Origin of the sequence: Microbacterium sp. (assembly GCF_035556355.1) — a bacterium.
In the GTDB taxonomy this organism is placed as follows: Bacteria; Actinomycetota; Actinomycetes; order Actinomycetales; family Microbacteriaceae; genus Microbacterium.
The window spans coordinates 1-26,133 of the sequence record NZ_DATMFG010000053.1; the positions used below are offsets into that span (position 1 = coordinate 1).

The window sequence follows — 26,133 nt, forward strand, 5'->3', positions numbered from 1 at the left end:
GCGCGCTTCTATACCTCAGAGACCGAGCGCCGCGCCGCACTCCCCGGATGGTTGCACTTCTACAATCATCATCGGATCCACTCCGCCATCGGCGGACCACCCATCAGCAGACTCAACAACCTGCCTGGACATCACAACTAGGCGCGCACCGTCTCAGAACGGCGGCGGATCAGCATCCGCTTCATGTCCGCTCGGACTCACCCACCTCATCGTTCCGGCGTCCGAGTCGCGTTCGAGCGTCCACAGCGACCCGTGCTTCAGGCGGTGATGCGACTCGCATACGGGCGCGAGATTCTCGGCGCTGGTCGGCCCTCCGTGCTGCCAGTCGACGCGATGGTCGATGTCGCACTCGCGGGCAGGGCGGAAACATCCTGGGAAGACGCACGTCGGGTGGGTCACCCCGAGCCGGCGGCGGAGATCGGCCGGCACGCGGTACGTCTTGCGGTCGACATCGAGCACCGTGCCGCTCACGGGGTGCGTGAGCACCCGAACCCACGACGACGCCTCACCTGCGAGGCGGCGAGCGGTCTCGAGGTCGATCGGCCCGTAGCCGTCGAGGCTCGAAGGCTCGTCGGACTCGCCCAGCAGCGTGAGAGCCGGAATCGTCACCGCCACGCTCACGGCGCGGAACGCTGCGGGCGTCGACTCCGTCTCTCCGTACGCGACGAGGTCGAGCACCGCGTCGGCGCAGAGTTGCGCGAGCGTGCGACCCTCGCCCTCCTGCGCGGCCAGGTGTCGCGCGATGGCGTCGACGCTCCGCATCGCCTCTTCCGCCTTCACCGCCGGCGCGAACACGCTCAGGGTCGCCATGCCGTCGAGGTCGGGAGTGAGCCACACGCGGCGGTCTTCAGCCGCGCGGCGATGACGTTCCTCGATCGACTCCGGATGGACGCGCTCACGTGCGGCGCGCGCCCGAACGCGGAACTTCGGCGGCGTCAGCGAGCCCGCTGACTCCCACACCCGCTGGTCGAACGCGTCCCACGTCTCGCCGTCATCGGGCAGCGACGCGGCGAGCTGCGCCGCGGTGACGGCGTTCTGCTCGCACACGGCGCCGCCGAGGAACGACGCCCACAGACGCGGCATCCGGTCTCTCAGGATCGCGGCGCGCTCGGCGCGCGAGCGGACGACCGACTCGGACATGCGCAGCCGCACCGCGATGTCGGCCGCAGCCGCTCGCACCGCGAACTCGCGCCGCTCACGGCGCACGGCGGCCGCGGAACGCTCGCGCGGATCCGTCCAGCCCGGATCGATCGTCGGATCGGGTCCGACCCACGACTCGGGATCGGCCTCCGCGTCACGAAGGATGCTGTCGATCGCCCGGTACTGCTCGGCGATCAGCATCCGCTGCCGCACAGTGACCATCGCGAGATCGTTCATCGCCGCCGTGATCGCATCGTCGCCGGAAGTGGGAGCCACGCTGTCGGGGTCGGCGAAGAAGGCATCGACCTCGGGGTCGTACAGATCGCTCTCGTCGATGATCCACGGGTCGTCGAGGTCGTCGTCGACGAAGGGCGATTCGTTCATATGTTCGAATGTAGTGGCGGCGTCGGACATTCGCGTGCGAGATGAGGGGTTCGCGCGGCGGACCCGATGCGCTACCCGGTCGCACCCGCACCCGCCCCGAGCTTCTCATCGAGGAACACGATCACGCGATCCACTCCCTCCTGCCGGCGATCCTTCGTCAGCACCGAGTGGCCCTTCCCGTCGAAGTCGACCGCGAGGAATCGATCCCCGAGCTCACGCTCGAGCGTGTCCCATCGCGATCCGACGGCGCGGTCGCACCGGTATCGCAGCCCGAGCACTTGCGTCGACGAAGCCCTGACCGCCTCGAGGTCGCCGGGGCTGAGCCCGAGGTCGGCGCCGCGCCGGCGTGCACCGCGCGGCAAGCCGATGGCCGCCGGCAGCGAGGGCTCGGCGAGCACCGGCGCGATCACCGGGGCATCCGCCATCATCGCCAACGCGAAGCCGCCCGTGAAGCACATGCCGACCACGCCGACGCCCTCTCCCCCGACCTCGTCGTGCAGGTCGCGCGCGAGCGCGCGGAGCCATCCGGCGACCGGGCTCGTCTTTCCGCGCGCGAAGATCGAGAACTCGCGCCGCACACAGAACTGCCACAGATCGCCTGCGACGTTCGCGAAGGAGAACCCTGCGCCGGGGGTTCCGAACAGCCGAGGAAGCAGCACGATGTGGCCGTGGTCCACGAGCTCGTCGGCGAAGGCGACGAGCACCGGCTCGATCCCCGGCACCTCATGCAGCACGATGACCCCGGTGCGTCCGCCGCCCGGCGGATCCTTGCGATAGACCTCACGCGTCTCGTCGCCCGCGGTGAAGGTCGTCCGCGTCCAGTCGTCGAGCTCCTTCATGGCCCGATCGTGGCAGACCGACGCCGCCGACGGAAGGAATCGGATCGCGGATGCCATGCAAGCGCTTGCATCCCGCTCTCGACAACATCCGCCGCCATCTCTAGCCTCGGCTTATGGACAGCACCCTCGCCTGCCTCGCCGCCTGGATGACGCGGCAGCGCTGGTACGCGGGCAAGGGTCGCGTCCCGAGCCTGCGTCTCGTCGCGTGGTTCGACCTCGCGCCGGTCGAGACGGGCGCCGCGACCGACGATCCGGCGCTGCCGCGCGTGCGCACCTTCCTCGTCCTCGACGAGGGTGCGCTCCCCGTCGTGCTGTACCAGGTGCCGATCGTCGCGCGGGCCACGGCGAGCGTCGAGGACTCCGGCGACCACGTCATCGGCGATCCCGAGCCGGGTGTCACCTTCATCGACGGGCCCCACGATCCCGCCTACACGCGAGCGCTGCTCACGCTCGTCACCCGCGGCGGATCCGGCTCCGGACCGCGCACGTCCGTCACCGGGGTCCCGGCGGCCGACTTCGCGGCGCCCGCGGCGTCCTACGAATCGGCCGTGCTCTCCGGCGAGCAGTCGAACACATCGATCATCTACCGCAGCGGAGATGGCGGGCCGTCGATCATCTGCAAGGTCTTCCGGCAGCTGCATCCGGGACTGAATCCCGACATCGAGCTGCAGTGCGCCCTGTCGGCGTCGGGTTCGACCCACGTGCCCGCCGCCGTCGGCGTGCTGGAGGGCGCATGGCCGGACCTCGCGACCGCGGGCGGCTCGGTGAGCGGATCGCTCGCGTTCGCCCAGGAGTTCCTGCCCGACGTCGACGACGCGTGGCGCGTCGCCCTGCGGGCTGCCGCCCGACTCGAGGACTTCACCGTCGCGGCGCGCGAGATCGGTGAGGCGACGGCCGACGTGCACGTCGCGCTCGCGCGGCTGTTCCCGACGCACGAGACCCAGCAGACCGACCGTACGGCGACCGCCGACACGTGGACACGCAGGCTGACGATGGCGATCGCCGAGGTTCCCGGGATCGCCGAGCAGCGCGACGCGATCGAGGCGGTGTACGCCCGGGCCCTCGAGACAGCGTGGCCGCCGCTGCAGCGCATCCACGGCGACCTCCACCTCGGCCAGGTGCTGCACACGCCCGGACGCGGCTGGGTGCTGCTCGACTTCGAGGGCGAGCCGCTGCGACCGATGGCCGAGCGTGTGCGCGCCGACCTCGCGCTGCGGGACGTCGCCGGGATGCTGCGCTCGTTCGACTACGTCGCGGGGTCGATCCGCCTCGACACGCCCGACCAGTCCCCGGATGCCGCGCTCGCGTGGGCGCGCGCCGCGAGACGCGCATTCCTCGACGGGTATGCGGCCGCGTCGGGCATCGAGCTCGAGGCGCAGCGCGACCTGCTCGCCGCCCTCGAGATCGACAAGGCCGTATACGAGGCGATCTACGAAGCGCGCAACCGCCCGACGTGGGTTCCCATCCCGCTGCGCGCGATCGCACGGCTCGTCGAGCAGCCCACCGTCAACGCCTGACCGCGCGAACTCGGCGTCACTCGTCGAGCTCCGCCGCCTGCTGCTCCTCTTCGTCTTCGTCGACGTCGCCGCGCGCCACCGAGCGATCGTGCCACAGTTCCCACTCCTGCATGAGCCGCTCGATCGCGGCATGGAACCTCGCGGTCGCGGCGCCCGGACTCGTGTCGCCGAAGTAGTGCCGCACCCAGTGCTCGAGGCGGGCCGTGGCATCCGGATCCTCGATGACCCGCGTGATCTGCGCGACGACATCGGGGGCGGATGCCGCGTCGAGCCACTCGCACGCCGAGAGATAGCCGTGCGTGTCGACGATCGCCTCGGGGTCGGTGGGCCGCGTCACCATGAGCGGCTTGCCTGCCGCCAGCCGGTCGTACACCATCGCCGAGATGTCGACGATCGCCACGTCCGCGACCGAGAGCTGCCAACCGAGGTCGGCACCGGCGTCGTAGACGTGGCGCGCCGACGGGTCGGACGCGTTCGCCGCCTCGATCGTCGCGATGATGCGCCGGTTCGCCGCGCCGTACTCGGGGTCGACCACGCCCGACCGCGGGTGCGGGCGGTAGATCACCCGATGGCGTCCGGTGGCCAGCAGCGCCGACACGAGCGCCTCGCCGTGCGTGCGCACCGAGCCGTAGTGCGCCGAAGGGCGGTCGCCCTCCCACGTCGGCGCGTAGAGCACGACGGTGCGCTCGTCGGGTGTGAACGGCAGGGTGCCCGAGTAGTGGTCGGCCTGGGGCCGACCGATCTGGATCGTACGCCGATCGAGGTCGTAGTCCCACAGCACGCGCGAAAGCCGCTCGCGCGCCGCGTCGCCCGCGATCAAGGCGTAGTCGTACGCCTTGAACTGGTTCGTGGTCATGTACATCTTGTCGGACTCGCCGTGGTTGATGAACACGTGCCAGCGACGCCCGTAGCGGAACATCTGGAAGTTCCGCGTGTTCTGGTTCACGTACAGGACGATGCGGATGTCCTGCGTGGCGATGAAGCGCTCGAGATCGCGCACCGTCGGGACGAATGCGACGGGCGGGGCGTCCTCGGCGAGGAGCGCGCGAGCACCGGTCGCCGCGCGGCTGAGCACCACGACGGGCCACCGCTTCGCGAGCTCGGCCAGCGGCTTGTACCACTGCCGCATCTGGTACATGTTGACCGCGCCGTCGGCGAAGTACACGGCGACCTTGTAGTGATTCTCCGGATGCGGCGGGCGCTGCGCGAGCTCGCGGCGGACCGCTGTGCCGGCGCGCCGATTCGTGACGGCTTTCCGGAGCAGCGCAACCGCCTTCTTCGCATCCGCCACCACACCCACCCGTTCAGCCTACCGACGGGCGCACATGACATGATCGACGCGTGCATGTCGAGGAGCCCGGTCGCAGAGACGCGCCCACGGCGCCCGACGACGCGGGCGTCACGTTCGTGATGCCCGTGCTGAACGAGCGCGACTACCTGCGCCGCGCGGTCGAGTCGACGCTCGCGCAGGACGTCCCCGGGCCGTCGGAGCTCATCATCGCCCTCGCCCCTTCGACCGACGGCACGGACGAGCTCGCGCGCGAGCTCGCCGCCGAGGACGAGCGCATCGTGCTCGTCGACAACCCCGCAGCCGACATCCCGGTCGGGCTGAATCTCGCGATCCGAGCGGGACGCTATCCGACCGTGGTGCGCGTCGACGCGCACTCCGAGCTCGAGGCCGGCTACACACGGCGGGCGCTCGACACGCTCACGCGCGTGCGCGCCGCGAACGTCGGCGGCGTCATGCGGGCCGACGGCCGCACGCCGTTCCAGCGCGCCGTCGCCCGGGCGTACAACTCGCGGATCGGACTCGGCGGAGGCGCGTACCACGGCGGCACGCGAGAGGGGGAGGCCGAGTCGGCCTACCTCGGCGTCATGCGGCGCGCCGTCTTCGACGAGGTCGGCGGGTTCGACGAGACGATCCGCCGCGGCGAGGACTGGGAGCTCAACCTCCGCATCCGCCGCGCGGGCTACCGCGTGTGGTTCGACCCGAAGCTCTCGGTCACGTACTGGCCGCGCGAGAGCTGGAGCAGGCTCGCACGGCAGTTCATCGCGACGGGCCGGTGGCGCGGCGAGCTCGTGCGCCGGTACGGCACCCGCAATTCGCTGCGCTTCTTCGCTCCCCCGCTGCTCGTGGTCGCGATCGCGCTGTCGGTCATCGTGGGAACGCTGCAGCTCGCGCGCGTGCTCACCGGGTGGTGGGCGGTCGCAGCATCCGTCGTCTTCGTCCCCGTGCTCGCCTACGCGCTGCTCGTGCTCGTCGTGGCGATCGGCCCCGGAGGGGGCTCGGGCTGGCGCGACAAGCTGTGGACGATCGCCGTGCTCCCCACGATGCACATCTCGTGGGGGCTCGGGTTCATCGCGGGCGTGCTGGGCGGCGCGCACGACACGGTCGACACATCGCGGCTCGGCGACCGCAACACGCCGCTGCCCTGACCGCAGCTCGCCGAGCGGGCCGAGCGAGTCGCCGCCGAGCGGGCCGAAAGCGCGGATCACCCCACGTCGACGAACCCCTGGTCGAGGATGCGGTTCACGACCCGCTCGGACGCGTGGCCGTCGTCGCGCGCGTTGAACGCCGCACGCCACCGCGCGTATGCGTCGGCGAACAGCGACGGGTCGACGTCTTGGATCGCCGCCACGAGCTCGCCCTGCGTCCGGACCACCGGGCCGGGAGCCCGCTCCACGAGGTCGAAGTAGAACCCGCGCAGCTCACCCCGGTACCGCTCGAGGTCGGGCACGAGGAAGAACATGGGCTTGCCCGTGGCCGAGAAGTCGAACATGACCGACGAGTAGTCCGTGATGAGCGCATCGGCGACGAGCAGGAGCTGCGACGTGTCGGGGAACCTCGTCACGTCGATGACCCGCGGACCCTCGGCGTCGCGCCCGGGCTGCAGCGTGCGGGAGTGGCCGCGCACCAGCACGACGCTGTCGGTCTCCGCCGCGAGCTCCGCCGGATCGACGAAGTCCACGATCTCGGCGCGATCGTCGCGCCACGTCGGCGCGTACAGCAGCACGCGCTCGTCGGGGCCGATGCCGAGCGCGCGGCGGGCTGCGTCGCCCGTGCCGGTCACGAGGACGTCGTTGCGCGGGTACCCCTCGACCCACACCGGCCGTCGCAGGAACGCGTACGCCTTGCGCAGGATGCGCTCCGCGTACGGGCTCTGCGCGAGGAGGACGTCCCATCGGCGCGCCTCCTTGATGACGGCCGCCGCACGGCGCGGATCGAACCCCGGCCGGTGCAGCGCGAGGCGCTTGAGCGGTGTGCCGTGCCACGTCTGCAGCACGACCTGGCCCCTCCGTCTCGCGAAGCGCCGGCGCAGCCAGTCGTTCACGACGAGCAGGCGCGCGGCCCCTCGGGCACGCCACCACTCGGGGCTGCCCTCGACGACGGGGATCGCACCGTCGGGCACCTGCACCGAAAGGTCGACGACACTCCAGTACCGCGTCAGCCCGGGCGCGCGCTTTGCGAGCTCACGGTCGATCGCGAGCGGGTTGCAGCTCGCGTTGCGGCCGTAGAAGCTCTCGAAGAACACCGCGTTCTCGAGCCCGCCCGGACGCGTCGCGTATCGCCGCTCGAGGGCCGCCTGCCCCTCGCCCGAGTCGTACGCGGGGTCGATCGGCGGCCCGATGTGCACGACGCCGCCGTCGAGGCTCGCGCGAAGCGTCCCCAACTGCGTGAGCGGGGCGGATGCCTCGACAGCCGCCTCGGCGCCGTCGGCGTCGACGAGCCGGAGTCGGTAGTCGGCGACCGGCAGGGGCAGCTCGGGTCCGCCCCAGCGGGCCGCCCGCAGCGGGATCACCGCACGCCAGGTCTTGCCGCGCCCGGTGAGTGTGCCCGCGGTCCGGGCGCGCGGCCCGATCAGCTCGACGGACTGCGGTCGGGCGCCGGTGCCCGACAGGATCAGGCTCGCTCCGCCGTCGGTCGAGAAGCGGGCATCGGTCATCGGGTTCCCTTCGTCGGGTGTGAAGTCGGATGCGGCGGGGGCGGCGCGCTCGTCGTCCCGCCCCAGCCGGGCGCGCCGCGTCGCGCGAGCCCCGTCTCGATCGCACGGTACACCCTCTCGGTGTTGCGGCCGTCGCGGAACGCGTGGACGCGCTCGCTCAACCGCTGCGCGCGAGCCAGACGCTCCCCGCGCACCGCGTCGTCGCCCAGCACCGCGTCGAGCTGCGCGACGAGCCCCTCCCAATCGGTGCTCCAGTCGTCGCCGGCCACGTCGGCGAACCGGCCGTAGAACCCCCGTCGCCGCCCGTACGCCTCGACATCGGGTGCGAGGAAGAGCGTCGGCAGCGGCACGAGCGAGGCGTCGAACACGAGCGACGAGTAGTCCGTCACGAGCACGTCGAGCCCCGCCAGGAGCGGTGTCACGTCGGGCACGAGGTCGCTGCCGAGGCGGCGGACGCGCTCCGTGGGGAACGGCGGTTCGTACTCCCCCGCTCCGAGCGGGTGCGAGCGCACGAGCAGCACGGCGTCGTGACGCTCGAGCGCGTCGACGATCGTGCGCCACTGCCCGCCATGCGGAATGGCGGGGTCAGGCTCGCCGTCGCGCCACGTCGGCGCGTACAGCACGAGCCGTGACGCGGGATCGAACGGCCCGGCCGTCTCGTCGATGCGGGCGCGCGCCGAACTCCTGCGCTCGGCGGGCTCGCCGCGCGAGAGCACGTCGACGCGAGGCTCACCTGTGACCGGCACGCGCTCGTCCCGCAGGCCGAACGCCGACTCGAGACGTCCGCGCACGAGGTGCGACGCCGCCGGGAGCACGTCGATGCGCCGCGCCGCCGCGCGATACATCACCGCGAGGCCGCGCCGCACGAGAGCGCTCACGGGGCGGGGCAGGCGCGCGGGCGGACGCACCGTCTCGGGCGAGTCCAGCCCGATGCGCTTGAGCGGGATACCGTGCCACAGCTGCACGACGAACGCGCCCGATACGGCGTAGCGGTTGACATCGCCGAACCCGTGGGTCACGACGACCACGCGGGCGCGCGCCGTGCGCCAGAAGCCCCGCAGCGAGGACTTGCGGACGGTCCGGATGCCGCGGGCCGCCGCATCCGCCTCTTCTCGTTCGTTCGCGACCAGCCACACCGCCCGCACATCGTGCTCCGCGGCGACTCTCCACAGCTCGAGCGCCCCGTCGGCGATGCCGACCGCGCACCCGAAGACCCATTCGTCGCGCGAGCGCGGGATCACGAGCGTGGCGAGGCGTCCGGCGGCGTAGAGCGGGATGCTCGCGAGCTTGCGCGCGTTCCCCGCGCCGAACGAGAAGGACGCCACCCCGCGAGCCTATCGCGGGGTGGCGTCCGGAGCCCCGGGGTGATCAGGGCTCAAGCGTGCCGAGCGTCACGTCGATCGTGTGCGACTCGCCGTCGCGCACGTACGTGAGCGTCGCATCGCTCCCCCCTGCCGCCGCGCGAACCTGCGCGGTCAGGTCGACGGAGTCGGTGATCGGAACGCCGTTGAACTCGGTGACGATGTCGCCCACGCGCAGCCCGGCCTCGTCGGCCGCACCGCCCGGGACGATCTCGGCGATGTAGGCGCCGGTGATCGTCGAGCCCTCGACGAAGGCCGCGGACTGGACGCTCGCGCCGAGCAGGCCGTGCGTCGCCTCGCCGTTCTCGATGATCTCGTCGGCGACGCGCTTGGCGATGTCGGACGGGATCGCGAAGCCGACGCCGATCGATCCCGAGCCCTCGGTCTGCGCGCCGCCCGCGGTCGCGATCGCGACGTTGATGCCGATGAGCTTGCCCTCGGAGTCGACGAGCGCGCCGCCCGAGTTGCCCGGGTTGATCGCCGCGTCGGTCTGGATCACGGCGATCGAGATCGTCGCCGACGGGGTGTTCTGGCGCGGTCCCTGACCGAAGTCGAACTGGAACGGGCCCTCGCCGTCGCGAGGCGTCGGGCGACCCGAGTCGTCGTCTCCCTCGAGCTCGGGCACCGCGGCCGACGCGATCTGGATCGAGCGGTTCAGCGCGCTCACGATGCCGGTCGTCACGGTGTTCGACAGCCCGAGGGGCGCGCCCACGGCGACCGTCTCGTCACCGACGTTGAGCTTCGACGAGTCGGCGAACTCGATGGGAGTCAGGCCCGAGGCATCCTGCAGCTTGATGACCGCGAGGTCGTACGTCGGATCCGTGCCCACCACCTCGGCGTCGTAGACCCGTCCTTCCGAGGTCGTGACGCGGATGTCGGCGTCGTTCGTCGCGCCGTCGAGCGTCACGACATGCGTGTTGGTGATGACGTAGCCGTCTTCCGAGATGATGACTCCGGAGCCGGTTCCGCCGCCGGCGCTGCTCGTGGCGGAGATCGTCACGACACTCGGCACGACCTTGGCGGCGATCGCGGTGGTCTGGTTGACCGAATCGGGGTCGTTGACGGTGACCGTGGACGGTCCGGATGCCGCGACCGTCGGCGACTGCGCGAACCAGTTCACGCCCGCCCACGCACCGCCGATGCCCGCTGCGCCGCCGACGAGGGCCGCTGCGACGACGGCTGCGGCCACCGTGCGCCCGGCGCTCTTCTTCTCGGGGCGGGTCGTCTTCGTCGCGCCGGTGGGCGTCGTACCGGATGCGCCGCCCGACGGGCCGAGGGGAACCGTCGGGTTCGAGGACGTGCCGGGGTTCGACGCGTGACCGAGCGGGTGCGCCGGGTACGACGGCCGGCCGGGGTGCGGGCCCTGGCCCGAGTACGGCTGCCCGGCGTAGGCCTGCGGGTGCGGCGGTCGCCCGAGTGCGCCCGTCGCGGGCTGGCCGGGGTGACCGGGCTGCGCGGGACGGCCGTACTGGCCCTGCTGCGCGCCGTACGGGGCGCCGGGGTGCTGAGCGCCGCCGGCCGGAGGCTGCCACGCGGGCTGCTGCGGCGCGGGCGGGGCCGGCGGGGCCGGGGGCGCGGCGGACTCGGCCGCGGGCGTGGCGGGTTCGGCCGCCGGCGCGCCCGACTCGGCGGCCGGCTCGCCCGCGGCGGGGTTCTGGTCGCTCTGGCGTCCCTCGTCGATGTCGCTCATTCGATGCTCCTTCGTGAAAGCCAGATACAGCGTGACGCGCGATGCTGTGCGTTTCTTATGTCGGCGCCCGGACACGCCTATGCGATCCTCTGAGCGCGCCGGGAAACGAAGCCCCGAGAAGGGTAGCGTCTGAGGAATGCGACTGATTCCCGGCGCATGGCTCCGCACCGCCCGGGGCGCGGGCCTCGTCGATGCCGACGGCACCGCCCGCCCCACGATCTTCGCCGAGATGAGCGCGCTCGCGGCGCACACCGGCGCGATCAACCTCGGCCAGGGGTTCCCCGACGAGGACGGGCCCGCCGAGGTGCTCGAGGCGGCACGCGAGGCGATCGCGAACGGCGTCAACCAATACCCTCCGGGTCGCGGCATCCGTTCTCTCCTCCAGGCCGTCGCGCAGCACCAGAAGCGCTTCTACGGTCTCGAACTCGACCCGGACCGCGACGTGCTCGTCACGGCGGGGGCGACCGAGGCGATCGCGGCGGCGCTTCTCGCGCTCACGGACGGGCCCGACGACGAAGTGGTCGTGTTCGAGCCGTACTACGACTCGTACGCCGCGTGCGTCGCACTCGCGGGCGCGCGGCTCGTGACGGTGCCGCTGCGCGGTGAGGACTTCCAACCCGACCTCGACGAGCTCGCGCGGGCGGTATCCGACCGGACGCGCGTCATCCTCGTGAACGATCCGCACAACCCGACGGGAGCCGTCTTCTCCGCCGAGGTGCGCTCGGAGATCGTGCGCCTCGCCGACCGCCACGACGCGATCATCGTCACCGACGAGGTCTACGAGCACCTCGTCTTCGACGCCCCGCACGTGCCGATCGCGACGCTGCCGGGCGCGTGGGACCGCACGCTCACGATCTCGTCGGGCGGCAAGACGTTCTCCACGACGGGCTGGAAGATCGGGTGGGCGACCGGCCCGTCCGATCTCATCGACGCCGTGCTCGCCGTCAAGCAGTTCCTCACGTACGTCAACGGAGCGCCGTTCCAGCCGGCGATCGCGCTCGGACTCGCCCTGCCCGACGCGTTCTTCGCCGGCATCGCGGCAACCCTGCGTGAGAAGCACGACGTGCTGGGCGCGGGCCTGCGCGAGGCGGGTTTCGGGGTGCGCACACCGGCGGGGTCGTATTTCACTGTGGCGGATGCCGCGCCCCTCGGCGCGACCGACGCGGACGAGTTCTGCCGGCGCCTCCCCGAGCGCGCCGGCGTGGTCGCGATCCCGCTGACCGCGTTCGCCACGCCCGAGCATCGCGGCGACTACGCGACGCTCGTGCGGTTCGCGGCGTGCAAGCGCTTCGACGTGCTCGAGGAGGCGGCGTCGCGCCTCGCCTCCCTGGCGTCGCTCCCCGCGTGACGCGCGGCGTTCAGTCGCGCGGTACGACGCGCAGGCGGCGCAGCCGCAGCGACGGGTTCACGCGACGCACGCGCTCGACGGCGTCGAGGTCCAGATGCGCGAGCGCGACGTCGGTGCCCGTGCCGACGGCGGCGATCTCGACCCCCTGCGGGTCGACGATCATCGAGTTCCCGACGCCGAGCGGCGGCGGGTGGTCGGCCGCGGCGACGTAGAGCGTGTTCTCGATCGCCCGCGCGTGCAGGAGCGTACGCCAGTGGTGCTCCTTGAGCGGGCCACGCACCCACTCCGCCGGCACGAGGATCGCGTGCGCGCCGGCATCCGCCAGCATCCGCCCCACCTCGGGGAACCGCAGGTCGTAGCACGTCATGAGCCCGAAGCGCATGCCGTCGACCTCGAAGGTCTCGGGCTCGCCGAGCTCACCCGGCTCGACCCAATCCGACTCGCGCTGGCCGAAAGCGTCGTAGAGGTGCAGCTTGCGGTAGCGCGCGACGACGCCCGATTCGTCGACCGCGACCACCGCGTTGCGCACGCGCCGGTCGTCGCCGGCTCGCTCCAGCAGCCCCGCGACGACCGTGACGTCGTACGTCGACGCGAGGCCCGTGAGGGCTCGCGTGAAGGGCCCGTCGATCTCCTGCGCGTTCGCGGCGAGCGATTCGTCGAACGGATCGATGAAGTAGCTCGAGTACTCGGGGAACACGACGACCCGCGCGCCCCGCGCGGAGGCCGTGGCGACGAGGTCGTCGATGAGGTCGAGGTTGGCTGCGGCATCCGCCGTCGGTGCGAACTGGGCGACGGCCAGGGGCACGGCGACGGTCATCGGCCCACCCTCTCCGAATGGCGCTTGCGGATGACGACGGGCGCGATGACCCACAAGACGATGATGACGACTCCGAGGGCGACGGATGCCACGATCGCAGCGCCGTCCGACACGACGAAGTCGAACACGAATGCGACCACGCCGACCAAGACGAGCGACACCGTGACGAGCGACGTCACGAGCGCTGCATGTCCGTACGCGACCACCCGCGGCTTCGCCAAGCGTCGGAAGAGCACCCGGTGGAGAGCGACCGGGGCGAGCGCGACGATCGCGGTGAGCGCGGCGAGCACCACGAGCGTGAGGTAGAGCAGCCGTTGACCCTCGTTGAGATCCGCGAATCCGGGCTGGAACGCGAGCGCGAGGAGGAAACCCGTGAGGATCTGCGTGCCGGTCTGGAGGACGCGAAGCTCCTGCAGGACCTCGTTCCAGTTGCGGTCGGCACGTTCGGCGGGCGTCTCGTTGCGGCCGTCATCGACGTCGTCGTCGTAACGGACTCCGCGGGGGGAAACCATGCGCTCATCCTCGCGCTCGGAGAGCGGAGGCGGCAACCGCGGTCTGAGCACGTCGAAACCCGTGCTAGGCTTGATTCTCGTGCCGCGGGGTGGAGCAGTTCGGTAGCTCGCTGGGCTCATAACCCAGAGGTCGCAGGTTCAAATCCTGTCCCCGCAACGAAATGAAGAAGGCGCCCCCGCCGAGGGGGCGCCTTCTTCGTTTACCCCTCTACTGCTCCGGATCGAGCACCGTGCTCATGTCGGCGAGGAAGCGCGTCACAAGTTGGAGCTCCTCATCGCTGTAGCGGTCGGCGATCTCGCGCATGCCGCGAAGGCGCTCGCCGAAGTTGCGGTAGAACTCCTGCCGTGAGGTGTCCGTCAGCACGACGATGCGCGCACGACGATCGCGTGGATGCGGGCGGCGCTCGATGTGGCCGGCGGCTTCGAGCCGGTCGAGGAGCTTGGTCGTCGAGGCGGTGGTGATCCGCAGGTGACGGGCGACGTCATGCGGGCTGACGGTCTCGCCGCGTTGCTCGCGCATGATCATCATGCGCATGGCGGCGAGGTCGGTGGCGTTCATGTCCATGTCGCCCTTCAGACCGCCGTGCATCCGGTCCATCGCGTCGCTGAACGCCCGGAGCGCCTGGAGCATCTCCATGACGTAGCGCTCGTGGCCGCTTTCGGCAAGCCTGGGGTAGGACATGTGGACACTCCTTACACTCGCCTGTATCATCGGCGAAACCATTCACTAGATAAACTAGCAATTTAACGAGCCGATCGGGGGACCGGCATGACCGAACAGGACCTCGTCGTGCTGTTGGACGACGCGGGAGAGGCGATCGGGACAGCGCCCAAGTCCAGCGTTCACGGCACCGACACAGCATTGCACCTCGCCTTCTCCTGCCACGTGAGAAACGCGGCGGGACAAGTGCTTGTCACGCGCCGCGCGCTCGGAAAGACCACGTGGCCCGGCGTCTGGAGCAACTCGTTCTGCGGGCACCCCCGTCCGGCCGAACCGGTCGTTGCCGCGGTGCACCGGCGTGCCGAGCATGAGCTCGGCATCACGATCACAGACCTGGAGCTCGCCCTCCCCCTCTTCCGCTACCGCGCGACCGACGCGAACGGCATCGTCGAGCACGAGGTGTGCCCCGTGTACTTGGCGTACACCGACGACGAACCCGAACCCAACCCGCGCGAGGTGAGCGAGACGCGCTGGGTCGACCCCGCCGACCTCGCCGCGTCGCTCGTCGCCACGCCGTGGGCGTTCAGCCCCTGGCTGGTGCTCCAGGCCCAACAGCTTCACCTCTTCGGCGCGGCGGCCGAGCAAGCGCCGGCCGTCGCCCGCGCATCATGATCGCCACCGACACCCGCACCGACGAGGCGATCGCCGCCGCGCTCGCGCGCATCCGCACCCGTGCGGAGCCTCTGGGCGGCGGGTTCGCGCGGCTCGCCGACGCGATCGGCCGCGCGGCATCCGGTGGCAAGCGGATGCGCCCCGCGCTCGTCACGGCGTCGTTCACCGCGTTCGGCGGCGGTGTCGACGACGCCCCCGCGGTCTTCCCCGTCGCTGCGGCCTTCGAACTGCTGCACACGGCGTTCGTCGTGCACGACGATGTCATCGACCACGACACGCTGCGCAGAGGCGTCCCGAACGTGTCGGGCGAGTTCCGGCTTCTCGCGGGTGCGCGGGGCGCGGATGCCGAAGGGCAGGAGGCCCTCGGCGACGCCGCCGCGATCCTCGCGGGTGACCTTCTGCTGCACGAGGCGGCGCGACTCGTCGCGACCGCCGACGTCGATGCGGTCACCCGTGAGCGCCTCTTCGCGCTGTACGACGACGCCGTGTACGTGTCCGCGGCGGGCGAGCTCGCCGACGTCGAGCACGCCGTCGCGGCCGACTGCCCCGACACGAGCTCGATCCTCGACGCGACGTTCAACAAGACGGCCGTCTACTCGTTCCGCGCTCCGCTGCAGGCAGGTGCGGTGCTCGCGGGAGCGCCGTCGAGCGCACTCGACGCCGTCGGCGAGGCGGGCGGATGCCTCGGACTCGCGTTCCAGCTCGTCGACGACCTCATCGGGACGTTCGGCTCGGCGGCGCAGACGGGCCGCGACTCAGGCGTCGACCTGCGCGAGGCCAAGCGCACGCCGGTCGTCGCCCTCGCCCGCGGCACGCGCGAGTGGGAGCGCGTGAGCGATGCGATCGCCGTCGCACACACCGGCCCCGTCGCCATCCGCGAAGCGCAGCGCGCCCTCGAAGCCAGTGGCGCGCGCGAAAGGGCGGCAGCGCTCGTCGACGAGACGCTCTCCGATGCCGCGCGCGCCGCGCTGGCGTTGCCGGGCGAGGCATCCGCGCTCATCGAGTCCCTCTCCACCGCGATCCGGGAGCGCATCCCGTGACCCGCGACCACGCAGTGCCCACGGGCCTGGATCTGTACGACCGGACGGCGACGGATGCTTCCGCCGCCGTCATCTCGGCCTACTCGACGTCGTTCGCGCTCGCGTGCCGTCTGCTCGGCGCGCGCCCGCGGCCGCATGTGCGGAACGTGTACGCGCTCGTGCGCGTCGCCGACGAGGTCGTCGACGGCCCGGCGGCCGCGGCGGGACTCGACGTCGAGACCCAGCGCCGCATACTGGACGATCTCGAGACCGAGACCCTCGCGGCGATCGAGCGCGGGTTCAGCACCAACCTCGTCGTGCACGCGTTCGCGGCGACCGCGCGCGAGACGGGCATCGGCGCACCGCTCGTGCGCCCCTTCTTCGCGTCGATGCGCACAGACCTCGAGACGGCGCAGCACGATGCGGCATCGCACGACGCGTATGTCTACGGTTCGGCGGAGGTCGTGGGGCTCATGTGCCTGCACGTTTTCGTGAACGCTGGTCGGCCGCATCCGGTCGATCCCGATCCCGAGCTGTGCGACGGGGCGCGGCGCCTCGGCGCGGCGTTCCAGGAGCTGAACTTCCTGCGGGATCTCGACCACGACGCCGGCGCCCTCGGGCGGGACTACCTCGGAGCGCGCGGTTCGCGCGCGGAGGTGCTCGACCGCATCGACGCCGACCTCGCCGCTGCCGCCGCCGTCATCCCGAGCCTTCCCGCCGACTGCCGCCGGGCGGTCACCGCGGCGCACGACCTCTTCGGCGCGCTGTCGGCGCGTCTCCGCCGGCATTCCGACGGCGAAGGGCGCGTGCGCGTGCCCGACCCCGTCAAGGCGACGCTCGCGGCGCGCGCGTGGCTGGGATTCGCTCCTCGGACGGTCCGCGCGTGACGCCGCCCGCCGAAGACGCGCACCGTCCGGCGATCGTGATCGGGGCGGGAGTCGCAGGTCTTGCGACGGCGGCGCTGCTGGGCGCGGAAGGCTGGGACGTCACGGTGCTCGAAGCGCGCGACGAGATCGGCGGCCGTGCGGGCGTATGGGAGCACGACGGCTTCGTGTTCGACACGGGCCCGAGCTGGTATCTCATGCCCGAGGTCTTCGAGCACTTCTTCCGCCTGCTCGGCACATCCTCCGCCGAGCAGCTCGACCTCGTGCGACTCGACCCCGCGTACCGCGTGTACGGCCCGCCGGGCACGGGCGACGCGATCGACGTCGTGTCGGGCAGAGAAGCGTCCACAGCGCTGTTCGAGAGCCTTGAGCCGGGTGCCGGCGCAGCCCTCGACGCGTACCTCGACTCGGCCGCCGACGCGTACGAGCTCGCCGTCTCGCGCTTCCTGTACGACACGTACTCCACGACGGCCGGTCTGCGCGATCCCGCGCTCCTGAAGCGCCTGCCGAGGCTGGCCCCCCTGCTGACGCGCAGCCTCGCGGATCACGTCGAGCGGCGGTTCGCGCATCCGCGTCTTCGGCAGATCCTCGGCTACCCGGCCGTGTTCCTGGGCACCTCGCCGTACTCCGCGCCGAGCCTGTACCACCTCATGAGCCACCTCGACCTCGCAGACGGCGTGCTCTACCCGCGCGGAGGGTTCGGCGAGGTCGTCCGGGCGCTCGAGCGCCTCGCGACCGAGCGCGGTGCGGTCATCGAGACGGGCGCGCGCGTCGCTCACATCACGGCGACGGATGCCGCGGCAACCGGCGTCCGCCTCGCCGACGGCCGCAGACTCGACGCCGACCTCGTCGTCTCGACGGCCGACCTGCATCGCACCGAGACCGAGATGCTTCCGCCGAGCCTGCAGAGCTATCCCGAGCCGTGGTGGACGAAGCGCACCCCGAGTCCGGGCGCACTCCTGCTGCTGCTCGGCGTCGAGGGAGAGCTGCCGCAGCTGACCCACCACACCCTCGTGTTCACGGACGACTGGCGAGGGAACTTCGCCGACGTCTTCGGTCGGACGGCGCGCATCCCCGACCCCGCGTCGCTGTACGTGTGCCGCCCCAGCGCCACCGACCCGTCGGTCGCTCCCGCGGGACACGAGAACCTCTTCTTGCTCGTACCCGTCCCGGCCGAGCCCGAGCTCGGCCGCGGCGGCGTGGACGGCGCGGGCGACCCGGCGATCGAGGCCGCCGCCGATCGCGTGATCGCGCAGATCGCGTCGTGGTGCGGCATCCGCGACCTCGCCGACCGAATCGTGGTGCGGCGCACGATCGCGCCGGGTGACTTCGCCGCGGAGTACGGGGCGTGGCGCGGCAACGCGCTGGGGCTCGCGCACACCCTGCGACAGAGCGCCGTCTTCCGCCCGAGGACGACGTCGCGCAGGGTCTCGGGTCTCGCATACGCGGGCGCGTCCGTGCTGCCGGGCATCGGCGTGCCGATGTGCCTCATCTCGGCCGAGCTCGTCGTGAAGGGGCTGCGCGGTGATCGCTCTCCAGGACCGCTCGCCGAGCCGGCTCCCGTGGAGGCGTGACGGATGCCGGGCGCCTATCTGCTCGCGATCCTCGCGTCGGCCGCGGGGATCGTCGCACTCGACGCGCGGTTCCGACTGGCGGCGTGGCGCGCCCGCGCCCGCACCCTCGTCGCGGTCGCCGTCGGCACAGTGTTCTTCATCGCGTGGGACCTCGTGGGAATCGGGACGGGCGTGTTCGTCCAGGGCGACAGCCCCCTCTACCTCGGCATCGATCTCGCACCGCACCTCCCCGTCGAGGAGCCGGTGTTCCTCGCGTTCCTGTGCTACCTGTCGATCGTGACGTGGGCTGGCGCGCGACGGCTTCTCGAGCGGCGATCGAGGGCGCGCCAGGGCATGGACGGTGCGACGGGAGAGTCGGGCGGGCGATGACCTATCCGCTGATCTCGCTCGCGTTCCTCGCCATCGCGGCGGCGGCCGCCCTCGCGACGGCGCGCCGCCCGGACTTCCGCCGGCGCATGGCGGCATCCGGCATCGCGGCGATCGTGCTCCTCGTGCTGACCGCCGTGTTCGACAACGTCATGATCGGCGTGGGTCTCTACTCGTATCCGGACGAGCACGTGAGCGGGCTGCGCATCGGGCTCGCACCGATCGAGGACTTCGCCTATCCGCTCGCCGCCGCGTTCCTCGTACCTGCGGTGTACACGCTCACCCGGCGACACGAGGGGCACACGTGAGCCTCGACGGGCGCGTGGGCGCCGCATCCGCCCTTCGCCAGCTCGTGATCGCGTCCCGACCCGTGAGCTGGGTCAACACCGCCTATCCGTTCGCCGCCGCGTACCTTCTCACGACCCGCGAGATCGATGTCGCGCTCGTCGTGGGCACGGTGTTCTTCCTCATCCCGTACAACCTCGCGATGTACGGCATCAACGATGTGTTCGACTACGAGTCGGACCTGCGCAATCCGCGCAAGGGCGGTGCGCACGGCGCCGTGCTCGACGTGCGCCTCCACCGCGCAACGCTCTGGACCGCGGGCCTCCTGTGCGCGCCGTTCGTCGTGTTCCTCGTCATCGTCGGGTCACCGTGGTCGTGGTTCGTGCTGGCCGCGAGCCTGTTCTTCGTCGTCGCGTACAGCGCTCCCCCGCTCCGGCTCAAGGAGGTGCCGTTCGCGGACTCCGTGTGCAGCAGCATCCACTTCTTCTCCCCCGCGGTGTACGGCCTCGTGCTCGCGGGCGCCGCGTGGACCTGGCAGCTCGCTGCCGTCATCCTCGCGTTCGCACTGTGGGGCGTCGCGTCGCACGCGTTCGGGGCCGTGCAGGACGTCGCCGCCGACCGCGCCGCGGGCATCCGCTCCATCGCGACGCAGCAGGGTGCCCGGTGGACCGTGCGCTTCGCGCTCGCGTGCTACGCGGCATCCGGTCTCGCGATGCTCGCGACCGCATGGCCCGGACCCCTCGCGGCCGCGCTCGCTCTGCCCTACATCGCGACGGTGTGGCCGTTCCGGGCGGTGACGGATGCCGCGGCCCACGAGGCGGTGCGCGGGTGGCGCCGATTCCTGTGGCTCAACCAGATCACGGGCTTCGCGGTGACGCTGCTGCTGATCTGGTGGTGGCTGCTCACCTCGGCGTGACGCGCCAGGCGGTCGCCCGGGGTCACGCCGAGGTGGACGAGGTCAGCCGCCCAGCTCGATGAGCTTCTCGACCGCTTCGGTCAGCCGGTCGTCGGCCTCGCCGAATGCGGCCCAGTCGCCCCGCTGCAGAGCCGCCTCGCGATCGAGGAGCGCCTGGCGCGCCTCCTGCAGCGCTGCCTCATACTCGTCCGCCGGCGGAGTCGGCTCGGCCGTCTCGCCCGGCTCGGGCGTCGGCGTGGGCTCGGGCGTCGGTGTCGGACCGGGTGTCGGCGTCACGTCCGCGTCACCGGTCGAGGCTCCGGATTCGCCGCCGAACAGGGCGTCGAGCGCCTCCTGCAGCGTGTCTTCGAACGCGACGTCGGTGCCGAACGAGACGAGCACCTTCTGCAGGAGCGGCAGCTGGGTGCCGCCGGTCGACTGCACGAACACCGGCTGCACGTAGAGCAGACCGCCACCGACGGGCAGCGTCAGCAGGTTGCCGTTGCGCACCTCGGACGAGCCGAGCTGGAGCACGTTGATCTGATCGGCGATCGTCGGATCGGAGTCGAACGTGTTCTGCACCTGGCCGGGACCGGGAACCGGAGTGTCGGCCGCGATCTCGAGCATGCGCAGTTTGCCGTAGTCTTCGGACTTCACGCCCGCCTCGCTGCCCGCATCGGAGTCGACGGCGAGATAGCCCATCAGAACGTTGCGCGCGGCGCCCTCGGACGACGGGATGAACGTCGTGAACATCGAGAACGACGGCGCCTCCTGACCCGGCATCTGCATCGTCAAGTAATACGGCGGCTGCAGCCGCTGGTCGTTCTGCGGGTCGTTCGGCGTCTGCCAGCGGTTGTCCTGGTTGTAGAACGAGCGCGCGTCGTCGACGTGGTAGACGCCGATCATGGCCCGCTGCACCTTGAACAGGTCGGTCGGGTAGCGCACGTGGCTCATGAGCTCGGCCGACATGTCGTCGATCGACTTGACGGTGGACGGGTAGATCTTCTGCCACGCCTGGAGGATCGGGTCCTCCTCGTCCCACGCGTAGAGCGTGACCGAGCCGTCGTAGGCGTCGACGGTGGCCTTCACCGAGTTGCGGATGTAGTTGATGTCGTCGAGCGAGAAGCGCGGCGCCGTGTTGTTCGAGTCGGCGATCGCCTGCTGCAGGCTCACCTGCGTCGAGTACGGGTACTTGTCGCTCAGCGTGTAGCCGTCGACGATCCACACGATGCGGCCGTCCACGACGCTCGGGTACGGGTCGCTGTCGAGCTCGAGGTACGGCGCCGCCTTGCGGACGCGCGTGAGCGGGTCGCGGTCGTAGAGGATCTGCGACTCCTCGTTGACGCCGTCCGAGAAGAGGATCTGCTCGGACTGGAACTTGAGCGCGTAGATCAGGCGGTTGAAGACATTGCCGACGCTCGGACCGCCGTCGCCCTTGAACGTCGTGCGGGTCTCGTTGGAGCCCTCGTCGGTGCCGCGCGGGTAGTCGAGTTCGACGGGGTCGGACCCCTCGGGTGCGCCGACGATCGAGTACGTCGGCGAGAACTCGCCGAAGTACACGCGCGGCTGGAAGCCCTCCTGCTGCGTCAGGAAGCCCGACGACGGGATTCCGCGCTCGAGGAACACGGGCTCGCCGTCGGTCGTGCGCTCGTTGCCGGCCGCCGCGACGATGCCGTAGCCGTGCGTGTAGATGAGCGACGTCGACTCCCACGACGACGCGGCCGCACCGAGCTGGTTCATGTTGAGCTCGCGCACCGACACGATCGTGTCCTGCGACTTGCCGTCGATCATGTAGCGGTCGACGTCGAGCGGGTCCTGGAACTGGTAGTACGACCGGTACTGCTCGAGCTGCCGCACGGCCGGGCTCACGACGCCCGGGTCCATGATGCGGATCTGGGCCGTGGTCTCGGCGTCTTCGCGGAGCTGGCCGGCCTCGGCATCCGTCTCGGCCTCGAACGGCATCTTCTCGAGCGTGTCGATGCCGTACGCGGCCTTCGTGCCTTCGAGGTTGCGCTCGTAGTACGGGCCGTCGAGGCTGAGCTGGTTCGGGCGCACCTGGAACGTGTTGACGACCCACGGGTACCCGACGCCGACGACGATCGCCGACACGATGAGCAGGCCGGTCGCGATGAGCGGGTAGCGCCAGCGGCCGATGACAGCGGTCACGAAGAAGAGCACCGCGACGAGCGCGGCCACGATCGCGAGGATCGTCTGCCCCGGGATCACCGCCTGCGTCTCGGTGTAGCCGGCACCCGTGATGCGGCCGAGCGCGCCGGGTTCGACGAGCGTCTTGTATCGGTCGAGCCACAGGCTCGCGCCCTGGACGAGGATGTACAGACCCGCGAGAACCGCGAGTTGGATGCGCGCCGCCTTCGAGATGCGCAACTCGCGCTGACCGATGCGCACCGAGCCGTACAGGTACGACACGAGGGCCGTGACCAGCAGGCACACGAGCAGCACAGCCGACACGAAGCCGAGCACCGCGCTGTAGAACGGCATCGCGAACAGGTAGAAGCCCGTGTCGAGACCGAACTCGGGGTCGACGGTGTCGGTGGCGACGCCGTTGAACCACAGCCACGTGGTCTCCCATTGCGCCGAGGCCGCGAAGCCCGCGAAGAATCCGAAGAAGATCGGGATCCCCCACATCGCGAGACGGCGCAGCGGCTCGACGACCTCCTGGTAGCGGTCGAGCTGCGAGCTCAGCCGCGCGTACACGGGGCGCAGGCGGTAGGCGAGCTGGATCGCGCCCCACACGGGGATCGCCATGCCGAGGAAGCCGATCGCGAACATGACGACGCGCGCGATCCACTGTGTCAGAAGCACGCCCTCGTAACCGAGCTGGTCGTACCAGAGCCAGTCGGCATAGAGGTTCGCGAAGACGAAGAAGCCCACCACGAGCGCGGCGATGATCGCGAGCGTGATGGCGATGACCCGTCGGGAGCGGGAAGGTGTGGCCCTGTTCGGCGCTGAGGTCGTGGTCACCTTCTCATCCTAGGCGGGCGCGCGGCGCGGTCGCCGACGTGACGGCCGAACCCGCAGGCAACGTTCAGCGCTCGCTTAATTCAGCGCTCGCCTAAGAGGCTCCGCCCGGTCAGCCGACGCCGCAGGTCGGCAGTGCGTCCACGTCGCCGCCCTCGCGCACGGCGTCGAGCGCAGCCAGCGCGTCGTCGAGATCCTCGACCGCGAAGACGTGCAGCCCTTCCGGCACATGGCCGACGACCTCGTCGCAGTTGGCCTCGGGCGCGAGGAACCACTCGGCTCCGGCGTCGACTGCTCCCCACATCTTCTGACGGATGCCGCCGATCGGCCCGACCTCGCCGGAGGCGTCGATCGTGCCGGTGCCCGCGACGTTCTCGCCGCCGTTGAGCTCCCCCGGCGTGAGGGAGTCGATGATGCCGAGGGCGAACATCATGCCCGCGCTCGGACCGCCCACGTTGTTGAGCTGGATCGTCACATCGATCGGGAAGTCGTAGTCGTTCGTGAGGGTGACGCCGATGAGCCACGTCGTCTCCCCCTCGACCTCGGTCTCGCGAGGGGTGATCGTGACCGTCTGCTCCTCACCGTCGCGCACGATCGTGATCTCGACGGGCGCGCCGTCGCCTTCGTTGATGATCTCGCGGAGGGACGCGGCATCCGTCGCCTCCTGCCCGTTGGCTTCGAGGATCACGTCGCCCGCCTCGAGGACGCCCTCGGCGGCGGAGTCCTCGAGGACCGAGTGCACCGTGAGCTTGTGCCCGACATCGAGGCCGAGCTCGTTGAGTGCGGCTGCGGTCGCCTCTTTCTGCGAGTCGACCATGAGGGCGGCGCTCTGCTCGTTGCGTTCCTCGGATGTCTGCCCCTCGGGGAAGATCGCGTCGATCGGAAGCACCGCGCGGCTCGGCTGGAACCACGCGATCGCGAGCTCGAACCACGACGGCGTGCGCTCGCGGTTGCCCACGACCTGGACGGTCAGCAGGTCGAGCGCCCCTGCCGTCGGGTACGTCTCGGCCCCTTCGATCGAGATGAGCGGCACCTCGGTCCCGTCGGACGACCGCGCCGTGCCGAGCGTGTTGTACACGGGCCCGGGCTGCTGGATGACGTACGAGGTCGGCAGGAAGGTGATCACCAGCAGCGCCGCCAGCGCGATGGCGAGGGCCCACGACCCCGCGACGACAGCGGGGGTCAGACGGCGGCGGGGCGCGGGAGAGATCTTCACGTTCTCGTCGAACAGGGCCACGGGGGTCTTTCTCACTCGGTCGTTCGCGACCGGCGTAAGGCGAGGGATCGCTGCCGGGCAATGCGACGAAGGGGTGCGACTAGCGTAGAGCGCAACGCGATGACCCTGCTGAAAGGCGGCTGAAGTGGCAGACGACGAACGCAGCCCCGAGGACGAGTTCCGCGAGATGATCCGCCAGCTGTTCGGCGGCGCGGGCCAGATCGATCCCGATCAGCTGTCGCGCCTGTCCGGCATGCAGATCGACCCCGCGATGATGCAGACCGTCATGCGCCACCTGCAGGACGCCTTCGCCGGCGACGGGTCGATCTCATGGGATCTCACACGGCGTCAGGCACTGCACATCGCGAACCAGGACGGCCTCGCGATCACGCAGGGTCAGCGTGCCGACCTCGACCAGGCGTTCGCGCTCGCGAACCTGTGGCTGAGCGAGGCGACCACCATCTCGGAACTCGCGAAGCCACCGCAGCCGATCACGCGCGGCGGCTGGGTCGAGGCGACGCTCCCCGTGTGGCAGGAGCTCGCCGAGCCGGTCGCGACGAGCATCGCCGACGCCCTCACCGCGGCGCTGCGCGACCAGGCGCCCGAAGACATGCAGGGTCTCGTGCAGGGTGCGGGGCGCATCATGCGGACCGTCGGCGGATCGCTGTTCGCGACGCAGCTCGGGCACGTCGTCGGCAGCCTCTCGAAGGAGGTCGTCTCGGGCGGGGACGTCGGCATCCCGCTCATGCCCGACGGCGAGGCTGCGATCCTCCCCCAGAACTTCGCGGACTTCGGACGCGACCTCGAGATCCCCGAGGACCAGCTCGCGCTGTATCTCGCGGCGCGAGAGCTCGCGCACGCGCGACTCTTCCGGCACGCACGCTGGCTGCGTCTGCACGTCATCTCGCAGGTGACGGAGTACGCGCGAGGCATCCACGTCGACACGAGCGCACTCGAAGAGCTCGCGGCCCGGTTCGACCCGTCCGAGCCGGAGGAGCTGCGCAGCGCGATCGAGAGCGGCGCTCTGCTGCCGACGCGTTCCGAGACGCAGGTCGAGGCGCTGCGCCGGCTCGAGAACCTCCTCGCGACGATCGAGGGCTGGGTCGACGTGGTGACCGCCGCGGCGACCTCGCGACTGCCGTCCGCGCCGCGCATCGCCGAGGCGGTGCGCCGTCGCCGTGCGGTGGGCGGTCCCGCCGAGCAGGCGCTCGGGTCGCTCGTGGGCCTCGAGCTGCGCCCCCGTCGCATGCGCGAGGCCGCGGCGATGTGGCAGGCGGTCACGGACGCCGTGGGAGTGGCGGCGCGCGACTCGCTGTGGGACTACCCCGACCTCATGCCCACTGCGGAGGACATCGACGATCCGGCGACCCTCATCGCGCGGCTCGAGGCCCGCGCTCGCGGTGAGGCGCCGGCACCGGATGCGTTCGACGACGCGCTCGCGGAGCTGCTCGAGTCCGAGAGCGGGCGGGACTCGGTCGACCCGGCGGGCGAGCAGGACGCGGACGGCGGCGGGCCCGCCGACGGGGACGAGCACCCGGGCGGACATCCGGTCTGACTCGCGCGGCGAGGCCGCCGCATCCGTTCCTCCCCAGCCCGCACGGCCCCGTGACGTCGGCGGGCGGTTGTGGACAACCAGTCGACGGATGAGGCGCCCGGCCATCATCGGGGAATGCTCCGATTGCACCCCGGGAACCCTCCCCTGTGGCGCGACGCGACGACCGTGCAGTTCGGCGTCGACGCCGTCGTGACCCTCGAGCATCCGCTGCCCTGGCAGGAGCGGCTCATCGCGGAGCTCGAACGCGGCGTGCCGCGCGCGGTGCTCGAAGGACTCGCCACCGCGCTCGGCGCCTCACGCGACGAGACGACTGAGTTCCTGCGCCTGGTGGGTCCCGCGCTCGCCGACGAGCCACCGCCGCCGCGGCGGCTCGTCGTGGTCGCCGCCGTCGGCATCGCCCTCGAGACGATCGATGCGACCGCGCACGCGATGTCGTCGAGCCGGCGCTTCGCGGTCGAGCGCGCGTGGCGACCGG

At 71.2% G+C, this 26,133-nt stretch carries 22 protein-coding genes, 1 tRNA gene and 2 pseudogenes; 14 read left to right on the forward strand and 11 right to left on the reverse strand.

Annotation, left to right across the window (positions count from 1 at the left end; genetic code table 11):
• Positions 1 to 141 (forward strand): annotated as a pseudogene (locus VNR19_RS14410) (IS481 family transposase); the annotation flags it as partial.
• A 12-nt stretch (positions 142 to 153) separates the two neighbouring features.
• Here the strand turns inward: VNR19_RS14410 and VNR19_RS14415 are convergent.
• Together VNR19_RS14415 and VNR19_RS14420 are read right to left on the reverse strand one after the other, a co-directional pair.
• Positions 154 to 1,524, reverse strand: coding sequence for an HNH endonuclease signature motif containing protein (locus VNR19_RS14415; RefSeq protein WP_325727924.1), 1,371 nt, complete (start codon positions 1,522 to 1,524; stop codon positions 154 to 156).
• 71 nt (positions 1,525 to 1,595) lie between these two features.
• Positions 1,596 to 2,363, reverse strand: a complete 768-nt coding sequence (locus tag VNR19_RS14420; protein ID WP_325727927.1) for a dienelactone hydrolase family protein — start codon at positions 2,361 to 2,363, stop codon at positions 1,596 to 1,598.
• 113 nt (positions 2,364 to 2,476) lie between these two features.
• On the opposite strand from VNR19_RS14420, the gene VNR19_RS14425 reads away from it, so the two are divergent.
• Complete coding sequence (locus tag VNR19_RS14425) at positions 2,477 to 3,880, forward strand: maltokinase N-terminal cap-like domain-containing protein (RefSeq protein ID WP_325727929.1); 1,404 nt, start codon at positions 2,477 to 2,479, stop codon at positions 3,878 to 3,880.
• A 16-nt stretch (positions 3,881 to 3,896) separates the two neighbouring features.
• Here the strand turns inward: VNR19_RS14425 and VNR19_RS14430 are convergent, their stop codons facing one another.
• Positions 3,897 to 5,180 (reverse strand): CDP-glycerol glycerophosphotransferase family protein, encoded by a 1,284-nt coding sequence (locus tag VNR19_RS14430; protein ID WP_325727931.1) that lies wholly within the window; start codon positions 5,178 to 5,180, stop codon positions 3,897 to 3,899.
• 110 nt (positions 5,181 to 5,290) lie between these two features.
• Between VNR19_RS14430 and VNR19_RS14435 the strand changes: the two genes are divergently transcribed.
• The gene (locus tag VNR19_RS14435; RefSeq protein ID WP_414684189.1) at positions 5,291 to 6,316 is read left to right on the forward strand and encodes a glycosyltransferase family 2 protein; all 1,026 of its coding nucleotides are present in this window, start codon (positions 5,291 to 5,293) and stop codon (positions 6,314 to 6,316) included.
• Positions 6,317 to 6,372: 56 nt separating this feature from the next.
• On the opposite strand, the gene VNR19_RS14440 is transcribed toward VNR19_RS14435, so the two are convergent.
• The 3 genes from VNR19_RS14440 to VNR19_RS14450 are packed head-to-tail and all read right to left on the reverse strand — an operon-like array spanning position 6,373 to position 10,875.
• Positions 6,373 to 7,824, reverse strand: coding sequence for a CDP-glycerol glycerophosphotransferase family protein (locus VNR19_RS14440; protein WP_325727934.1), 1,452 nt, complete (start codon positions 7,822 to 7,824; stop codon positions 6,373 to 6,375).
• Positions 7,821 to 9,149 (reverse strand): CDP-glycerol glycerophosphotransferase family protein, encoded by a 1,329-nt coding sequence (locus VNR19_RS14445; RefSeq protein ID WP_325727936.1) that lies wholly within the window; start codon positions 9,147 to 9,149, stop codon positions 7,821 to 7,823. Before VNR19_RS14445 ends, VNR19_RS14440 begins: the two co-directional genes overlap by 4 nt.
• Positions 9,150 to 9,192: 43 nt before the next feature.
• A complete protein-coding gene (locus VNR19_RS14450; protein WP_325727938.1) occupies positions 9,193 to 10,875 on the reverse strand; it encodes a trypsin-like peptidase domain-containing protein in 1,683 nt (560 codons plus the stop codon).
• Between the two features lie 136 nt (positions 10,876 to 11,011).
• On the opposite strand from VNR19_RS14450, the gene VNR19_RS14455 reads away from it, so the two are divergent.
• Positions 11,012 to 12,223: an aminotransferase class I/II-fold pyridoxal phosphate-dependent enzyme gene (locus VNR19_RS14455; RefSeq protein WP_325727940.1), complete on the forward strand. Its 1,212-nt coding sequence runs from the start codon at positions 11,012 to 11,014 to the stop codon at positions 12,221 to 12,223.
• 10 nt (positions 12,224 to 12,233) lie between these two features.
• On the opposite strand, the gene VNR19_RS14460 is transcribed toward VNR19_RS14455, so the two are convergent.
• A complete protein-coding gene (locus VNR19_RS14460; RefSeq protein WP_325727942.1) occupies positions 12,234 to 13,040 on the reverse strand; it encodes a carbon-nitrogen hydrolase family protein in 807 nt (268 codons plus the stop codon).
• Positions 13,037 to 13,552, reverse strand: a complete 516-nt coding sequence (locus tag VNR19_RS14465) for a DUF6328 family protein (protein ID WP_325727944.1) — start codon at positions 13,550 to 13,552, stop codon at positions 13,037 to 13,039. The genes VNR19_RS14460 and VNR19_RS14465 overlap by 4 nt, the downstream gene beginning before the upstream one ends.
• A gap of 83 nt (positions 13,553 to 13,635) precedes the next feature.
• On the opposite strand from VNR19_RS14465, the gene VNR19_RS14470 reads away from it, so the two are divergent.
• A tRNA-Met gene (locus VNR19_RS14470) sits at positions 13,636 to 13,709 on the forward strand.
• Between the two features lie 51 nt (positions 13,710 to 13,760).
• Here the strand turns inward: VNR19_RS14470 and VNR19_RS14475 are convergent.
• The gene (locus VNR19_RS14475; protein ID WP_325727946.1) at positions 13,761 to 14,234 is read right to left on the reverse strand and encodes a MarR family winged helix-turn-helix transcriptional regulator; all 474 of its coding nucleotides are present in this window, start codon (positions 14,232 to 14,234) and stop codon (positions 13,761 to 13,763) included.
• Positions 14,235 to 14,321: 87 nt separating this feature from the next.
• On the opposite strand from VNR19_RS14475, the gene idi reads away from it, so the two are divergent.
• From idi to VNR19_RS14510, 7 genes are read left to right on the forward strand one after another with little or no spacing between them, the layout of a single operon-like run.
• Positions 14,322 to 14,885: an isopentenyl-diphosphate Delta-isomerase gene (gene idi, locus VNR19_RS14480; protein ID WP_325727948.1), complete on the forward strand. Its 564-nt coding sequence runs from the start codon at positions 14,322 to 14,324 to the stop codon at positions 14,883 to 14,885.
• Entirely contained in the window at positions 14,882 to 15,925 is a 1,044-nt protein-coding gene (locus VNR19_RS14485; protein WP_325727950.1) for a polyprenyl synthetase family protein, read from the forward strand. Before idi ends, VNR19_RS14485 begins: the two co-directional genes overlap by 4 nt.
• A complete protein-coding gene (locus VNR19_RS14490) occupies positions 15,922 to 16,791 on the forward strand; it encodes a phytoene/squalene synthase family protein (RefSeq protein WP_325727952.1) in 870 nt (289 codons plus the stop codon). Before VNR19_RS14485 ends, VNR19_RS14490 begins: the two co-directional genes overlap by 4 nt.
• The gene (gene crtI / locus VNR19_RS14495; protein ID WP_325727954.1) at positions 16,788 to 18,362 is read left to right on the forward strand and encodes a phytoene desaturase family protein; all 1,575 of its coding nucleotides are present in this window, start codon (positions 16,788 to 16,790) and stop codon (positions 18,360 to 18,362) included. Before VNR19_RS14490 ends, crtI begins: the two co-directional genes overlap by 4 nt.
• Positions 18,363 to 18,365: 3 nt before the next feature.
• The gene (locus VNR19_RS14500; RefSeq protein ID WP_325727956.1) at positions 18,366 to 18,731 is read left to right on the forward strand and encodes a lycopene cyclase domain-containing protein; all 366 of its coding nucleotides are present in this window, start codon (positions 18,366 to 18,368) and stop codon (positions 18,729 to 18,731) included.
• Positions 18,728 to 19,036, forward strand: a complete 309-nt coding sequence (locus VNR19_RS14505; protein ID WP_325727958.1) for a lycopene cyclase domain-containing protein — start codon at positions 18,728 to 18,730, stop codon at positions 19,034 to 19,036. Before VNR19_RS14500 ends, VNR19_RS14505 begins: the two co-directional genes overlap by 4 nt.
• Positions 19,033 to 19,929, forward strand: a complete 897-nt coding sequence (locus tag VNR19_RS14510) for a prenyltransferase (RefSeq protein WP_325727961.1) — start codon at positions 19,033 to 19,035, stop codon at positions 19,927 to 19,929. Before VNR19_RS14505 ends, VNR19_RS14510 begins: the two co-directional genes overlap by 4 nt.
• Before the next feature lie 42 nt (positions 19,930 to 19,971).
• Here VNR19_RS14510 and VNR19_RS14515 read toward each other — a convergent pair whose 3' ends face one another.
• Together VNR19_RS14515 and VNR19_RS14520 are read right to left on the reverse strand one after the other, a co-directional pair.
• On the reverse strand, positions 19,972 to 22,890 hold the full coding sequence (locus VNR19_RS14515) for a UPF0182 family membrane protein (RefSeq protein WP_325727963.1): 2,919 nt from the start codon (positions 22,888 to 22,890) through the stop codon (positions 19,972 to 19,974).
• A gap of 109 nt (positions 22,891 to 22,999) precedes the next feature.
• Positions 23,000 to 24,124, reverse strand: a complete 1,125-nt coding sequence (locus tag VNR19_RS14520) for a YlbL family protein (protein WP_325727964.1) — start codon at positions 24,122 to 24,124, stop codon at positions 23,000 to 23,002.
• 124 nt (positions 24,125 to 24,248) lie between these two features.
• Between VNR19_RS14520 and VNR19_RS14525 the strand changes: the two genes are divergently transcribed.
• Both VNR19_RS14525 and VNR19_RS14530 read left to right on the forward strand, forming a co-directional pair.
• Positions 24,249 to 25,658: a zinc-dependent metalloprotease gene (locus tag VNR19_RS14525; protein WP_325727966.1), complete on the forward strand. Its 1,410-nt coding sequence runs from the start codon at positions 24,249 to 24,251 to the stop codon at positions 25,656 to 25,658.
• A gap of 114 nt (positions 25,659 to 25,772) precedes the next feature.
• Positions 25,773 to 26,133, forward strand: a pseudogene (locus tag VNR19_RS14530) (hypothetical protein); the annotation flags it as partial.

Excerpts from the sequence above, each read along its gene's own strand:
- VNR19_RS14435 (WP_414684189.1), top strand. The coding sequence starts at position 5,291 with ATGCCCGTGCTGAACGAGCGCGACTACCTGCGCCGCGCGGTCGAGTCG.
- VNR19_RS14460 (WP_325727942.1), bottom strand. The coding sequence starts at position 13,040 with ATGACCGTCGCCGTGCCCCTGGCCGTCGCCCAGTTCGCACCGACGGCG.
- VNR19_RS14425 (WP_325727929.1), top strand. The coding sequence starts at position 2,477 with ATGGACAGCACCCTCGCCTGCCTCGCCGCCTGGATGACGCGGCAGCGC.
- VNR19_RS14500 (WP_325727956.1), top strand. The coding sequence starts at position 18,366 with ATGCCGGGCGCCTATCTGCTCGCGATCCTCGCGTCGGCCGCGGGGATC.
- VNR19_RS14475 (WP_325727946.1), bottom strand. The coding sequence starts at position 14,234 with ATGTCCTACCCCAGGCTTGCCGAAAGCGGCCACGAGCGCTACGTCATG.
- VNR19_RS14455 (WP_325727940.1), top strand. The coding sequence starts at position 11,012 with ATGCGACTGATTCCCGGCGCATGGCTCCGCACCGCCCGGGGCGCGGGC.
- VNR19_RS14415 (WP_325727924.1), bottom strand. The coding sequence starts at position 1,524 with ATGAACGAATCGCCCTTCGTCGACGACGACCTCGACGACCCGTGGATC.
- VNR19_RS14450 (WP_325727938.1), bottom strand. The coding sequence starts at position 10,875 with ATGAGCGACATCGACGAGGGACGCCAGAGCGACCAGAACCCCGCCGCG.
- idi (WP_325727948.1), top strand. The coding sequence starts at position 14,322 with ATGACCGAACAGGACCTCGTCGTGCTGTTGGACGACGCGGGAGAGGCG.
- VNR19_RS14505 (WP_325727958.1), top strand. The coding sequence starts at position 18,728 with ATGACCTATCCGCTGATCTCGCTCGCGTTCCTCGCCATCGCGGCGGCG.
- VNR19_RS14485 (WP_325727950.1), top strand. The coding sequence starts at position 14,882 with ATGATCGCCACCGACACCCGCACCGACGAGGCGATCGCCGCCGCGCTC.
- VNR19_RS14420 (WP_325727927.1), bottom strand. The coding sequence starts at position 2,363 with ATGAAGGAGCTCGACGACTGGACGCGGACGACCTTCACCGCGGGCGAC.
- VNR19_RS14465 (WP_325727944.1), bottom strand. The coding sequence starts at position 13,552 with ATGGTTTCCCCCCGCGGAGTCCGTTACGACGACGACGTCGATGACGGC.
- VNR19_RS14440 (WP_325727934.1), bottom strand. The coding sequence starts at position 7,824 with ATGACCGATGCCCGCTTCTCGACCGACGGCGGAGCGAGCCTGATCCTG.